This window comes from Micropruina sonneratiae (assembly GCF_025972045.1).
Lineage (GTDB): Bacteria > Actinomycetota > Actinomycetes > Propionibacteriales > Propionibacteriaceae > Micropruina > Micropruina sonneratiae.
Window position 1 is genome coordinate 662,787 of record NZ_JAPDHX010000001.1, and the last position, 14,088, is coordinate 676,874.

At 70.7% G+C, this 14,088-nt stretch carries 12 protein-coding genes; 9 read left to right on the top strand and 3 right to left on the bottom strand.

Annotated features, from left to right (window positions below):
* The first annotated feature begins 175 nt into the window (after nucleotides 1-175).
* The 7 genes from meaB to OIE40_RS03245 all read left to right on the top strand — a co-directional run bounded on the left by meaB (nucleotide 176) and on the right by OIE40_RS03245 (nucleotide 8,408).
* On the top strand, nucleotides 176-1,210 hold the full coding sequence (gene meaB, locus OIE40_RS03215; RefSeq protein ID WP_264700013.1) for a methylmalonyl Co-A mutase-associated GTPase MeaB: 1,035 nt from the start codon (nucleotides 176-178) through the stop codon (nucleotides 1,208-1,210).
* A 60-nt stretch (nucleotides 1,211-1,270) separates the two neighbouring features.
* Nucleotides 1,271-2,449 carry a phosphotransferase enzyme family protein gene (locus OIE40_RS03220; protein ID WP_264700015.1) on the top strand — a complete coding sequence of 393 codons (1,179 nt, stop codon included), beginning with the start codon at nucleotides 1,271-1,273 and terminating at the stop codon, nucleotides 2,447-2,449.
* A gap of 164 nt (nucleotides 2,450-2,613) precedes the next feature.
* Nucleotides 2,614-3,714 carry a BMP family lipoprotein gene (locus tag OIE40_RS03225; protein ID WP_264700016.1) on the top strand — a complete coding sequence of 367 codons (1,101 nt, stop codon included), beginning with the start codon at nucleotides 2,614-2,616 and terminating at the stop codon, nucleotides 3,712-3,714.
* A gap of 77 nt (nucleotides 3,715-3,791) precedes the next feature.
* Complete coding sequence (locus tag OIE40_RS03230; protein WP_413774449.1) at nucleotides 3,792-5,363, top strand: ABC transporter ATP-binding protein; 1,572 nt, start codon at nucleotides 3,792-3,794, stop codon at nucleotides 5,361-5,363.
* Nucleotides 5,363-6,544 carry an ABC transporter permease gene (locus tag OIE40_RS03235; protein WP_264700020.1) on the top strand — a complete coding sequence of 394 codons (1,182 nt, stop codon included), beginning with the start codon at nucleotides 5,363-5,365 and terminating at the stop codon, nucleotides 6,542-6,544. The genes OIE40_RS03230 and OIE40_RS03235 overlap by 1 nt, the downstream gene beginning before the upstream one ends.
* Nucleotides 6,541-7,857 (top strand): ABC transporter permease, encoded by a 1,317-nt coding sequence (locus OIE40_RS03240; RefSeq protein WP_264700022.1) that lies wholly within the window; start codon nucleotides 6,541-6,543, stop codon nucleotides 7,855-7,857. The genes OIE40_RS03235 and OIE40_RS03240 overlap by 4 nt, the downstream gene beginning before the upstream one ends.
* Before the next feature lie 146 nt (nucleotides 7,858-8,003).
* A complete protein-coding gene (locus OIE40_RS03245) occupies nucleotides 8,004-8,408 on the top strand; it encodes a cytidine deaminase (RefSeq protein ID WP_319805197.1) in 405 nt (134 codons plus the stop codon).
* Between the two features lie 6 nt (nucleotides 8,409-8,414).
* Here OIE40_RS03245 and yczR read toward each other — a convergent pair whose 3' ends face one another.
* Entirely contained in the window at nucleotides 8,415-9,842 is a 1,428-nt protein-coding gene (gene yczR, locus OIE40_RS03250; protein ID WP_264700026.1) for a MocR-like transcription factor YczR, read from the bottom strand.
* A 62-nt stretch (nucleotides 9,843-9,904) separates the two neighbouring features.
* Between yczR and yczE the strand changes: the two genes are divergently transcribed.
* Complete coding sequence (yczE, locus tag OIE40_RS03255; protein ID WP_264700027.1) at nucleotides 9,905-10,582, top strand: membrane protein YczE; 678 nt, start codon at nucleotides 9,905-9,907, stop codon at nucleotides 10,580-10,582.
* Here the strand turns inward: yczE and OIE40_RS03260 are convergent.
* Both OIE40_RS03260 and OIE40_RS03265 read right to left on the bottom strand, forming a co-directional pair.
* Nucleotides 10,572-10,853 carry a hypothetical protein gene (locus OIE40_RS03260; protein WP_264700029.1) on the bottom strand — a complete coding sequence of 94 codons (282 nt, stop codon included), beginning with the start codon at nucleotides 10,851-10,853 and terminating at the stop codon, nucleotides 10,572-10,574. The genes yczE and OIE40_RS03260 overlap by 11 nt on opposite strands.
* Nucleotides 10,853-12,076 carry an inorganic phosphate transporter gene (locus tag OIE40_RS03265; protein WP_264700030.1) on the bottom strand — a complete coding sequence of 408 codons (1,224 nt, stop codon included), beginning with the start codon at nucleotides 12,074-12,076 and terminating at the stop codon, nucleotides 10,853-10,855. The genes OIE40_RS03260 and OIE40_RS03265 overlap by 1 nt, the downstream gene beginning before the upstream one ends.
* A 149-nt stretch (nucleotides 12,077-12,225) precedes the next feature.
* Here OIE40_RS03265 and metG point away from each other — a divergent pair, with 149 nt between their 5' ends.
* Nucleotides 12,226-14,013, top strand: coding sequence for a methionine--tRNA ligase (metG, locus tag OIE40_RS03270; protein WP_264700032.1), 1,788 nt, complete (start codon nucleotides 12,226-12,228; stop codon nucleotides 14,011-14,013).
* Nucleotides 14,014-14,088: the final 75 nt, after the last annotated feature.

The window sequence follows — 14,088 nt, forward strand, 5'->3', positions numbered from 1 at the left end:
CCGGCGGGCGCGCGCGCGCCCCCCCCCGCCCGCCGCCCCCCCCCGCCCCCCCCCCCCCCCCCCCCCCCCCCCCCCCCCCCCCCCCCCCCCCCCCCCCCGGGCTGCAAGCGACCGACGGTGAGCGGAAGGCCGTGCTTGCGACCGGACGTCGTCCGAACTCTGAAAGGCTGTTGCCATGCGCAGGTTGAACCCCGTCGAACTCGCCGAGCGGGTGCTGGAGGGGTCGCGTCCGCACATCGCCCGCGCCATCACCCTGGTCGAGTCGTCCAGGGCCGACCACCGCGAGCTGACCAAGGAGCTGCTGCGGCTGCTCGGGCCGGCCAGTGGTGGATCGGTGCGGGTCGGCATCACCGGCGTCCCCGGCGCGGGCAAGTCCACCTTCATCGACGCACTCGGGGTGAAGCTGATCGACGCCGGCCACAGGATCGCGGTGCTGGCTGTCGACCCGTCGTCCTCGCGCACCGGCGGCTCGATCCTCGGTGACCGGACGCGGATGGCCGCGCTCACGGCGTCCGACAACGCCTACGTGCGACCCTCGCCCTCGGGTGGCCACCTGGGCGGGGTGGCGCGCGCCACCCGCGAGTCGATGATCGTGATGGAGGCCGCCGGCTACGACGTGGTGCTGGTCGAGACGGTGGGCGTCGGCCAGTCCGAGGTCGCGGTGGCCGGCATGGTCGACACCTTCCTGCTGATCGCCCTGGCCCGGGCCGGCGACCAGTTGCAGGGCATCAAGCGCGGCATCCTCGAGATGGCCGACGTGATCACCGTGAACAAGGCCGACGGCGACCACGAGGGTGAGGCCCGGGTCACCGCCCGCGAACTCACCATCGCGATGAAGCTGATCAGTTCGGACCCGAGCGCCCGGCGCCCCCCGGTGCTGACGTCGTCGTCGTACACCGGCAAGGGTCTCGACGACGTGTGGCAGGCGGTGCTCGACCACCGTGCCCACCTTCAGGCCAACGGCGGGCTCGAGTTGCGCCGGGCCCGGCAGCAGGTGGACTGGCTGTGGTCCCTGGTCGACGGGGAGGTGCTGGACGGCGTCCACAACTCCGAGCGGGTGCGGGCGCTGCGCAGCGGCATCGAGCACGCCATCGCCGACAACGAGCTGTCCGCGCTGGAGGGAGCCGAGGAACTCGTGCGCGCCTTCGTCGCCGATGTGCCGGTGATCTGGCCGTCGCGCGAGGCCGATCCGCAGGGCTTCACCGGCTGACCTACGGCGAACCACGTTGGGTACGGACCCCATTGTGGTGCACGCCGCTAGGGTGCCCGCATGCGGAAGCCGTTCGCCGAGGTGACCCGCCGCACCCAGGTGCGTCGGCTCAAGCGGCTCGCGACCCTGGCACTGCCCGCCTGGGGCCTGACCGACGCCGCGGTGCGGCTGCTGTTCCACGGCTACAACACCACCTTCCGCATCGAGGTCGCCGACGGGCGCCGTTACGCGCTGCGACTCAACACGGCGGCGGCCAAGCCCGAGCCGAACCTGCTCGCCGAGGTGTCGTGGCTGGCCGCGGTCGCCGCCGACACCCCGTTGCGGGTGCCGACCCCGCAGCGCACCCTGGACGGCGCCTGGGCCGCCCGGGTGGCCAGCCCCGACCACGGCCGCGACGTGGCGGCGGTGCTCTTCAGCTGGCTCGACGGACGCGACCTGGGCCACCGCCCCCGGCCCGAGCAGGCGTGGGTGGTGGGCCGGGCGATGGCGACCCTGCACGACCACGCCACCCGGTGGCGGCTGCCCGAGGGCGCCGAACTTCCGTTGTTCGACAAGGTGCTCACCGACCTGCCCAACCGGTTCGGCGACCATCCCGCGCTGGTCGGTGGAGCGCGCGAGGTCGTGCTGGCGGCGCACGAGCGGGCGCAGGCTCTGCAGGACGAGGCCTTCGCGGCCGGTGGGATCATCCCCCTGCACGCCGACCTGCACGGCGGGAACCTGAAGTGGGCGGCCGCGGGGCGAGATCCCTGCGTTCGCCGGGATGACGGGCAGAGCGGACCGGATGACGGGCAGAGCGGCCCGACGGACGGGGAGAGCGGCCCGACGGACGGGGAGAGCGGCAGGGGGGACGGGGAGAGCGGCCGGACGGACGGAGAGAGCGGCAGGGGGGACGGAAGCGGCCTGGCCCGGTTGCGGGTGTTCGACTTCGACGACGCCGGCCTCGGCGTCCCTGCGCTCGACCTGGCGATCAGCATCTTCTACCTGCGCGACGACGAGGCGCTCGAGGAGGCTCTGAAGGAGGGCTACGCGTCCGTGCGGACCCTGCCCCAGGTGCGGCCCGAGGTGCTGGAGGGGATGATCGCGGGCCGCAACCTGCTGCTGCTCGACGACCTCATCGAGCAGTCCAACGCCGACTTCCGGGCGATGGTGCCGACCTACGTCGCGAACACCACCCTGCGGCTGCGGAACTGGCTCGACACCGGCCGATTCCGGCGCGACGTCCCCGGCGTCCAACGCTGAACGACACCCGCTGACTCGGCGAAAACTGAGCGTGGGTAACAAGTCGGTCACACCCTGCGCCGATCCCCCTGTACGGCGCGACGAGAAGGGCCCCGACAGCTAAGGTGTGGCGCAGTTTGAGGCCGATCCGGCCCGCACCCATCTTGCTCAGGAGGCAGGTTTTCGTGAAGAAGTCCCTGATCGCACCGGTCGCTCTCGGTGCCTTCGCCCTCGCTTTCGCCGGTTGTGCGACACCGCCCGCCGCGACGTCGGCCGCTCCGTCCGCGTCGACGTCCTCGGTCGCGCAGTCCGATTTCAAGGCCTGCATGGTCTCCGACGCCGGCGGCTTCGACGACAAGTCGTTCAACGAGACCGCCTACGCCGGCCTGACCAGGGCCGTCACCGAGCTGGGCGTGCAGAAGCAGGAGGTGCAGTCCGCTGTCGCCGCCGACTACGCCAAGAACGTTCAGTCGATGGTGGACGCCGACTGCAACATCATCGTCACGGTCGGCTTCAACCTGGGTGACGCCACCCTGGCCGCGGCCAAGAAGAACCCCGACATCGACTTCGCCATCGTCGACTTCGCCTACAGCGACGACGACGGCAAGAACACCGCTCCGGACAACCTGAAGGGTCTGGTGTTCAACACCTCCGAGCCGTCCTTCATGGCCGGCTACCTGGCCGCCTCGCTGTCCCAGACCGGCAAGGTCGGCACCTTCGGCGGCGCGCCCATCCCGTCGGTCACCGCCTTCATGGACGGCTACGCCCGCGGCGTCGCCTACTACAACGAGCAGAAGGGCAAGTCCGTCTCGGTGCTCGGTTGGGACACCGCCAAGAAGGACGGCACCTTCATCGGTGGCCAGGATCCCTTCGGCGACATCCCCGGCGGCAAGAAGGTCGCCACCAACCTGACCGCCCAGGGCGCGGACATCCTGCTGCCTGTCGCCGGCCCGTCCGGTGAGGGTGCGCTGCAGGTCGCCCAGGCCAGCAGCGGCAAGGTCGGCTCGCTGTGGGTGGACACCGATGGCTGCGTCAGCCAGGAGCAGTACTGCGCGGTGATCCCGTCCTCGGTCGGCAAGGCCATGGACGTGGCCGTGTTCGAGGCGATCAAGGCCGCCAAGGACGACCAGTTCAGCAACGAGCTGTACGTCGGCACCCTGGAGAACAGCGGCGCCTACCTGGCTCCGTTCCACGACTGGGACTCGAAGGTGAGCGACGAGACCAAGGCCGAGCTGGACAAGATCAAGGCCGACATCATCGCCGGGACGCTCAAGACCAGCGAGTAAGTCGACGCGATGGAGAAGGGGGGCCGTGGTGCCCCCCTTCTTCCGTTGCCGACTCCCGAGGTGGAGGGGAACGTGGAATGATCCGGCCTGTGGCAGAGCAAGCGCGGGGCACCGGCCTGCAGTTGAAGGGGATCACCAAGAAGTTCGGGTCCTTCGTCGCCAATGACGCCGTCGACCTCGACGTCCGGCCCGGTGAGATCCACTGCCTGCTCGGCGAGAACGGGGCCGGCAAGTCGACGCTGATGAACGTGCTCTATGGGCTCTACCAGCCCGACGGCGGCGACATCCTGATCGATGGACGGCCGGTCCGTTTCGCCGATCCGAAGGCCGCGATGGGCGCCGGGATCGGCATGGTGCACCAGCACTTCATGCTGGTGGAGGTGTTCACCGTCGCGGAGAACCTGATCCTGGGACGCGAGCCGGGCGTCGTGGTCGACCTGAAGGCCGCGAAACGCACGGTGCGCGAACTGTCCGAACGCTACAACCTGCCGGTCGACCCGGACGCCGTGATCGAGGACCTGCCGGTGGGCGTCCAGCAACGGGTCGAGATCCTCAAGGCGCTGGCCAACGACGCCCAGTACCTCATCTTCGACGAGCCGACCGCCGTGCTCACCCCCCAGGAGATCGACGACCTGATGGAGGTGATGAAGGCCCTGCGCGACGAAGGCAAGGGCATCGTCTTCATCACGCACAAGTTGCGCGAGGTGCGGGCCATCGCCGATCGGATCACCGTGCTGCGCCGGGGCCGGATCGTCGGCGACGCCGAGCCGGGCACGTCCGAGACCGAGCTGGCACAACTCATGGTGGGCCGGGCCGTCGACCTGACCGTCGACAAGGAGCACGCCGCCCCCGGCGACGTCCGGCTCACCGTCGACGAGCTGACCGTGGCCAACGCCGCCGGGGCGGTGGTAGTGGACTCGATCAGCTTCGAGGTGGCCGGCGGCGAGATCCTGTGCATCGCCGGCGTCCAGGGCAACGGCCAGTCCGAGCTGGCGGACGCCCTGCTGGGCAACATTCCGGTGCTGTCCGGACGGATCCGGCTGGACGGCCGCGAGTTGAGCCAGGCGAGCCCCCGGCAGTCCATCGCGGCCGGCATGGGGTTCGTCCCCGAGGACCGCCAGCACGACGGGTTCATCGGGAGTTTCACCATCGCCGAGAACCTGGTGCTCAACCGCTACGACACCGCCCCGTTCGCCCGGGGTGCCGCGCTCGACCTGAAGGCGATCAACGACAACGCGGTGGCGCTGCGCGACGAGTTCGACATCCGTACCCCCGACGTGCAGAACCTGGGCAGTTCGCTGTCCGGCGGCAACGCGCAGAAGGTGGTGCTGGCCCGCGAGCTGAGCCGTGACCTTGCCCTGCTGGTGGCCTCCCAGCCCACCCGCGGCGTCGACGTCGGCGCCATCGAGTTCCTGCACAAGCGCATCGTCGCCGAGCGGGACAAGGGCACCGCGGTGCTGCTGGTCTCCACCGAGCTGGAGGAGGTGGAGGCGCTGGCCGACCGGGTGCTGGTGATGTACCGCGGCGGCGTGGTCGGCATCGTGCCCCCGGACACGTCGCGCGACGTGCTCGGCATGATGATGGCCGGCGTGCCCTATGAGGAGGCGCAGGCACTGGCCGTGGCCGACACCAAGGGGAAGGACGCCTGATGACCACCGCGAACGCACGAGCGGACCGGTTCACGCAATGGGCCCGCGGCCGCTGGCGGGAGTGGGCGATCACCCTGGCCGCCTTCGTGCTGGCCCTGCTGGTCGGCGCGATCCTGATGTGTGCGGCCGACCCGGACGTCGCGGGCCAGTTCGCCTACCTGTTCACCGCGCCGGCGTTGCCCCTGGGGGCGGCCTGGGCCAAGGTGTCCACCGCCTATAGCGCGCTGCTGGCCGGAGCGGTCGGCTCGCCGACGGCATTGGCCGCGACCTCGGCGGCTGCGGCCCCACTGATCTGTGCCGGTCTCGCCGTCGGTCTGGCCTTCCGCGCCGGGCTGTTCAACATCGGCGCCCAGGGCCAGGCCATCGTCGGCTCGATCGCGGCCGCCTGGGTCGGCTTCGCGCTGCCGTTGCCGCCGGTGATCCACCTGGTGGTGGCGGTGCTGGCCGGCCTGCTCGCCGGTGGCGTGTGGGGCGGGGTGGTCGGCTGGCTGAAGGCCCGCACCGGCGCCCACGAGGTGATCGTGACGATCATGATGAACTACATCGCCGGCGGGGTGCTGGCCTGGGTGCTGACCACCGACGCCTTCCAGCGGCCCGGCCGCGATGACCCGATCTCGCCGGAGGTGCCGGCCTCGGCAGCGTTCCCGCGGCTGTACGAGCAGCTCCATCTCGGCTTCTTCGTCGCGATCCTCGCCGCGGTCGCGGTGGCGTGGCTGCTGGACCGTTCGGTGCTCGGCTTCTCCATCCGGGCCGTCGGCGCCAACCCGCACGCGGCCGGCACCGCCGGCATGAACGTGAGTGCCACCACCATCATCACGATGGCGACCGCAGGCGCCCTGGCCGGCCTGGCAGGGGTGATGGCCGCACTCGGGCCGTCGGTCAACGGCGTCCCGGTACCGCTCACGGAAGGCCTGGTCGGCACCGTCGGCTTCGACGCCATCACCGTGGCGCTGCTGGGCCGGTCCCGGCCGCTGGGCATCGTGCTGGCCGGCCTGCTGTTCGGCGGCCTGAACAGCGGCGGTCTGGCGATGCAGAGCGTGGCGCAGACGCCGCTCACCCTGACCCTGGTGCTGCAGGCACTGGTGGTGCTGTTCGTGGCGGCCCCACAGCTGGTGGCCACCCTGGTGCCCTTCCTGAACGCCCGCAAGGCGAAGGTGTCGCTGACAGGAGCCGACGCATGAGCGCGACCACCCAGCACGAGCCGCACCTGCCGAGCCTGAACGACGAACCCGAGCAGCTCGACTTCACCGTCACCGAATCCCGGGACGCCCGGCGGGCCCGGTTGTCGTCGGGGGTGCTGATCCTGGTGGTCGGCGTCCTGCTCGCGGTGCTGTTCTTCACCACCACCGGAATCTCCCGGTTCGCACTGTCGGACGCCTTCGCCGAGGTGCAGTTGCCCACCATCGAGCTGCCCGGCCGGCTCACCGTGGCGTTGTGCGCGGTGCTGTGCCTGCTGGCCGGCGCCGGGTTCCTGTCCGGACGGCTGAGGGGCCGCGCGCCGATGATCGCCGGACTGGTGGCCGGCCTGGCCGTGACCCTGGGTTTCCTGGCCTGGGCGGCGGCCGGCAAGGACCTGCCGTTCCCCGTCGCCAACCAGCTGGCCGGCACGGTCTTCACCGCGACCCCGCTGATCCTGGGAGCACTGTGCGGGGTGGTCGGCGAGCGGGCCGGCGTGGTCAACGTGGCGATCGAGGGCCAGTTCCTGACCGCGGCGTTCGCGGCGGCACTGACCGGGTCGATCACCAAGTCGATCTGGGCGGCACTGTTCGCGGCGGTTCTGGCGGGCGTGCTGATGGCGGCGGTGCTGGCGCTGTTCGCCATCAAGTACCTGGTCGACCAGGTGGTGCTGGGCGTGGTGATCAACCTGCTGGCCTCAGGCCTGACCGGCTTCCTGTTCGACCAACTGGTGCAACCCAACTCACGTGCCCTGAACAGCGGTCCGGTGATGCAGGCGATCCCGATCCCGCTGTTGGCCGACATTCCGCTGCTCGGCCCGGTGCTGTTCCAGCAGACCATCCTGGTCTACCTGGCCATCGCGTCGATCGTGGTGGTGTGGTGGCTGCTCTACCGGACCCGGTGGGGGCTGCGGCTGCGTGCGGTCGGCGAGCACCCCAAGGCCGCCGACACCGTCGGCATCTCGGTGAAAGCGGTGCGCTGGCAGGCGGTGCTGGTGGGCGGCATCTTCTCCGGCCTGGGCGGAGCCTTCTTCACCGTCGGCTCGATCGGATCGTTCAGCAAGGACCTGACCGTCGGCAACGGCTTCATCGCGCTGGCCGCGGTGATCATGGGTCGCTGGCACCCGGTGCTGGCCGCCACCATGGCGCTGTTCTTCGGCTTCGTGGTGCAGATGGCGTCCCAGTTGCAGACGCTGAACACGCCGGTGCCCAGCCAGTTCCTGCTGATGCTGCCCTACATCGCGACGATCATCGCCGTCGCCGGCCTGATCGGCCGCACTCGGGGCCCGGCCGCCGACGGCGTCCCCTACACGAAGTGAGAATGAGATGCGTCAGCAGATCATTTGAGCGGAGTGTCGACGGGCATGGCAATGCCCGGAATATACGAAGTGACCGGCCACGACACCCCTTTGAACCGGATTGGGGTCTGTCCCCATTCAAGGCCACCGACCGGGAGGAGATGAGCATGGACATCGACTGGGACGCCCTGCGCGCGACGGCGCGCGAGCTGTGCGGTCGCGCCTACGCGCCCTACTCGGGGTTTCCGGTGGGCGCGGCGGCGCTGGTCGACGACGGACGCCTGGTGGGCGGCTGCAACGTCGAGAACGCCGGCTACGGGGTCACCCTGTGTGCCGAGTGCGGGCTGGTCTCCGAGCTCGTCGCCACCGGGGGTGGACGCCTGGTGGCGTTCGCCTGCGTGAACGCCCTCGGTGAGCCGCTGATGCCCTGCGGACGGTGCCGGCAGCTGCTGTTCGAGCACGGCGGTGACGCCCTGCTGGTGGACACCCCGGAAGGTATCTGGCCGATGAGCCGGGTGCTGCCGCAGGCCTTCGGCCCGGACGACCTTGACCACGTCGCCGAGAGCCGTTGAGCGGCCTCAGGCGATCAGGATGCGGACCGGGTCACCGGGGGAGCCGAGGTCGTCCAGGGAGTGCCACGCTGCCTCGAGGACGTCGACGGCGGCTTTCAGGTCGGCCTCGGGACGGGTGTAGGGCAGCCGGACGAACGAGGCCAGGCCGCCGTCGGGGGCGAAGACCGAGCCGGGAGTGATCACCAGCCCGCGGCGTTCGCACTCCACCGCCAGGGCCGACGCCCGGGGCCGGGGCAGCTCGCACCACAGGGCGAGGCCGCCCGAGGGCAGCCGGAACCGCCACTGCGGCAGCCGTTCCCGCAGCAGGCCCGCCAGCAGGTCGCGTTGCGTGCGCAACCGATCCCGTTGCGGGACGGCGTCGGCGTCCGGGCCGGTCAACAGCCGGGTCAGCACGAGCTGTTCGAGGATCGGGGCGCCCAGGTCGAGGCCCAACCGGGCGCCGGTGAAGCGGGCGACGAGGGCCTCGGGCAGTCGTAGCCACCCGACCCGCAGCCCGCCCCAGAACGCCTTGGACGAACCACCGATGCTGACCGCGGACGCCGAGTGCGCCGCGAACGGCAACGGCGCAACGCCGTCGTCGAGGGCGAGCCCGGCGTGGCTCTCGTCGATGACGGCGGTGGTGCGGGCGGCGGCCAGCGACTCGGCCACCCGGGCGCGCTGGTCGTCGTCCATCAGCGTCCCGGTCGGGTTCTGGTAGTCGGGGATGAGGTAGGCGACCCGTGGGTGGGCCTGGCGGACGACCGCCGCGAAGGCGTCCAGGTCCCAGCCGTCGGGGTCGACCGGTGCGGTCACCACCCGCGCGCCGTTGCGGCGCAGCGCCGCGACGGCGTTGGGGTAGACCGGTGACTCGACCAGGGCCCGGTCCCCGGTGCCGACCAGGGCCTGCGCGGCGGCGGCGATGGCGGCGATGGCGCCGGAGGTGACCAGCACCTGCTCCGGATCGGTCGGGACGCCGCGCGCGCGGTAGCGCACCGCGATCGCCTCGCGCAGTTCGGGCAGGCCGAGCGGGAAGTAGCCGTGCCCGGTGAGGTAGGCGGGCAGGGCCGCCACCGCGTCGGCGTAGGCGCTGGCCAGGCCGGGGGCGGCGGCCGGTGCCGCGCAGGTCAGGTCGGTGACGTCGTCGCGATCCGGCTGCGGCAGCAGTGCCCGGTCGCGGCCGCGGGCCGCCCCGCCGGGCACCTGGGTCGAGGTGCCGGAGCCCTGTCGGGCGGTCGCGTAGCCGGCCTCCCGCAGGGTCGCGTAGGCGCGGGTCACCGTCGTGCGGGAGAGTGTCAGCGCGGCCGCCAGGTCGCGCTCGCTGGGCAACCGCAGGCCCAGCGGCAGGCGTCCGTCGGCGATCAGGCCGGCCAGTGCCGAGGCCAGCCAGGAGAACGCCGGGCTGCCTGGTTCACCGAGCAGAGCGGCCAGCCGCCCGGCGGGAATGGTTCCATTCACCGGGCCACTTTCCCACGATTGGCCCTTTGCAACAAGGCCAATGCGCTGGCAGGCTGAGGGTCATGGGTCAGCCGCGCTCCTTCGAGATCTCCAATCTGGGTCCGCTGGGGCAGCTGCGCACCGGACGCCTCATACGCCGGTTCGTGCAGTTGTTCGGCGGCCTGGCACTGTTCGGTTTCTCGATCGGCCTGATGGTGCGGGGCGGCATCGGCCTGGCGCCGTGGGACGTGCTGCATTCCGGGCTCACCCACTGGCTGCCGCTCACCATCGGGCAGGTGCTCGTGCTGGCGAGCTTCCTGGTGCTGCTGGCCTGGATCCCGCTGGGCGAGCGCCCCGGCATCGGCACGCTGGCCAACGCGATCGTGATCGGCCTGGCGGCGGACGCCTCGCTGGCGGTGCTGCCGCCCGTTGCGGGCCTGCCCGCGCAGATCGCGCTGATGCTGGCCGGCGTGGTGCTCAACGGCGCGGCGTCGGCGATCTACATCGGCGCCCAGCTCGGCCGTGGCCCGCGGGACGGGCTGATGACCGGACTCGCGCGCCGAACCGGGCGCAGCCTGCGGCTGGTCCGCACCCTGCTCGAGGTGATCGTCCTCGCGGTGGGCATCGCCCTGGGTGGCGCGCTCGGCGTGGGCACGGTGGTGTTCGCGGTGGCAATCGGGCCACTCACGCAACTGTTCCTGCCGTGGGTGGCGGTGCCGGCCGAGGCGGCGGCGCAGCCACTGGGCGAGGTCAGCGCTTGACGATGTGCGGCAGCAGGCCGTCGAAGCCGACCGTGTAGCCGAAACCGTGGGCGACGATGTAGGTGATGCCCAGGGCGACGGCGGCCACGACCGCGAAGAACAGCACGCCGGCGATGACCTTGCCGAGCGGGTTGGCGGGGGTGCCGGGCAGGTCGCCGTTCGCCCAGGCGATCGACTTGACGCCCAGGGCAAAAAGGATGGGCAGCCCGGCGCCGAGCAGCAGGCCGGCGACCAGGATCCTCCAGGCGTCGTCGAGCGCGGTGAGCCACATCAGACCGTCACCTCGTGTCCGTGCTTGTCCTTGGTCTTCTTCGGCTGGGCCCACTCGTCGTTGACGTTGTGGCTGCCGATCGGCTCCTTGCGCGAATGCAGGTACATGTACACCCCAGCGCCGGCCAGCAGTAAGAACACCAGGCTGGCCCCCCACGGCGCGGGCAGCAGGTGCCCGATCAGGAACATCAGCGCGCCGACCGCCGCGGCGGCCGGCAGCGTGCTCAACCAGCCGGACGCCATCCGTCCGGCCACGCCCCAGCGCACCTGCGCCCCGGGGCGTCCGACGCCGGAGCCCAGGATGGAGCCGGTCGCCACGTGGGTGGTCGACAGCGCGAAGCCGAGTTGGCTGGAGGCCAGGATCACCGACGCGGACGCCATGTCGGCGCTCATGCCCTGCGGCGGCTCGATCTCGACCAGGCCCTTGCCCATCGTGCGGATGATCCGCCAGCCGCCGAGGTAGGTGCCCATCGCGATGGTGAGGGCGCACGCCAACTTCACCCACAGCGGCACCTCATGGGTGGTGTTCCACTGACCCGAAGCGATCAGCGCCAGGGTGATCACACCCATCGTCTTCTGAGCGTCGTTGGTGCCGTGCGACAGCGACATCAACGAGGCGGCGCCGACCTGGCCCCAGCGGAACCCGCGGGTGCGGTACCGCTCGGTGAGCCGGGCGGCGACCTTGAACACCATCGAGGTGCCCACCATCGCCACGATCATCGCCACCCCTGGTGAGATCAACGCCGGCAGGATGACCTTGCCGACCACGCCGTCCACGCTCGAGCCCTCACCGACCCACTTCACGCCGCCCCAGCCGAGGGCTGCGACGGTCGAGCCGATCAGGCCGCCGAACAGTGCGTGCGACGAACTCGACGGCAGGCCCCACAGCCAGGTGGCCAGGTTCCACACGATGGCGCCGGCAAGTCCGGCGAGCAGGATCAGCAGCAGTTTCGTGCCCCCGTCGGCCATCACCTCAGGCCGGGGCGTACCGTCCGCGTTCTGCAGGTTGATCACCGCGTTCGTCACGGTCAGCGCCACTTCGACCGACAACAGGGCGCCCACGAGGTTCAGCGAGGCGCACAGCACCACGGCCATCTTCGGGGTCAGGGCCTTCGTCGCGATCGACGCGGCCATCGCGTTGGCCGTGTCGTGGAATCCGTTCGTGAAGTCGAAGGCCAGGGCCGTGACGACGACGAGCGCAAGCAGGATGAGCTCGGGGGACACGACTTCATCGTAGGGACAATCGCTGCGCCCGTGAAACGGCAGGTTGAGGGTCTCACATCACCCCTAGTTAACGTCTCGTTCACCGGTCCGGTGGGCAGCGCGGGACGCTCGGCAAGGGTGCCGCCACGCAGCCAATAGGATGGGTGACCATGAGTTCTCCCATCCTGACCGCGGTTGCCTGGCCCTACGCCAACGGCCCGCGGCACATCGGTCACGTGTCCGGCTTCGGCGTCCCCTCGGACGTGTTCTCGCGCTACATGCGGATGGCCGGCAACGACGTGCTGATGGTGTCGGGCACCGACGAGCACGGCACCGCCATTCAGGTGCAGGCCGAGAAGGAGGGGCTCACCCCGCGGAAGACCGCGGACAAGTACCACCGGGTGATCGCCGAGGACCTGGTCGGGCTGGGCTGCTGCTACGACCTGTACACCCGCACCACGACGGTCAACCATCGCGAGACCGTGCAGGAACTGTTCCGGGCGCTGCACGCCAACGGCTACATCGTCGAGCGGCGTGAGATGGGGGCGATCAGCCCCTCCACCGGCCGCACGCTGCCCGACCGGTACATCGAGGGCACGTGCCCGCACTGCGGCTTCGACGGCGCCCGCGGCGATCAGTGCGACAACTGCGGACGCCAGCTCGACCCGATCGACCTGATCAACCCGCGCTCACGGATCAACGGCGAGACCCCCGAGTTCATCGAGACCGAGCACTTCTTCCTCGACCTGCCGGCACTGGCCGGGGCACTGGGGGAGTGGCTGGAGACCCGCACCGACTGGCGTCCCAACGTGCTCAAGTTCAGTGAGAACCTGCTCGCCGAGCTGCGGCCGCGGGCGATCACCCGCGACCTCGACTGGGGCGTCCCGGTGCCGTTGGAGGGCTGGGCGGACGCCCCGATGAAGCGCATCTACGTGTGGTTCGACGCGGTGATCGGGTACCTGTCGGCGTCCATCGAGTGGGCGAAGCGGTCCGGCGACCCGGACGCCTGGAAGCGCTGGTGGTGCAACGACGAGGCGAAGTCGTACTACTTCATGGGCAAGGACAACATCACCTTCCACTCGGTGATCTGGCCCGGCATCCTGCTCGGCGCCAACGGCCAGGGCGACAAGGGCGGCCAACCGTCGGCGTTCGGCGTCCTCGACCTGCCGACCGAGATCGTGTCGTCGGAGTTCCTGACGATGTCGGGCTCGAAGCTGGCGAGCTCGCGCGGGCACGTCATCTACGTGCGCGACTTCCTGCGCGACTTCGGCCCCGACGCCCTGCGCTACTTCATCGCCGTCAACGGCCCGGAGAACCAGGACACCGACTTCACCTGGGAGGAGTTCGTCCGGCGGATCAACTTCGAGCTGGCCAACGAGTGGGGCAACCTGGTCAACCGGTCGATCTCGATGGCGCACAAGAACGTCGGTGAGATCCCGGCCGCCGGTGAGCTGACCGAGGCGGATCAGGCCCTGCTGCAGGCGGCCAGGGACGCCTTCGCGGTGGTCGGCGACGCGTGGAGCCGGTGCAAGTTCAAGCTGGCCACCACCGAGGCGATGCGCGTGGTCGGGCTGGCCAACAAGTACCTCTCCGAGCAGGAGCCGTGGAAGCTGAAGGACGACCCGGCCCGGCGCGACACGGTGCTGCACGTCGCACTGCAGGTGGTGCAGGACTGCAACACGCTGCTCACCCCGCTGCTGCCGCACGCCGCCCAGAAGGTGTTCGAGGCGCTCGGCGGCGAAGGGGTGTGGGCCGCTCAGCCAGAGCTGGTCGAGGTGACCGAACCCGGCGCCGAGGCTCCCTACCCGGTGCTGCGCGGCGACTACGTCAACCAGGCCGCGGTCTGGGAGTCGAGGCCGATCGCGGTCGGGACGACGCTGGTCAAGCCGACCCCGATCTTCAGCAAGCTCGACCCGAAGCTCGCCGAGACCGGCCCGGAGTGGGCTCCGATCGGCTGAACCTCCCGCCCACCGGTCCTGTCGCTCGTCCCTGCGGGTGACGCAGCGTGTCACCCGCAGGTCATCGGGCGGCAA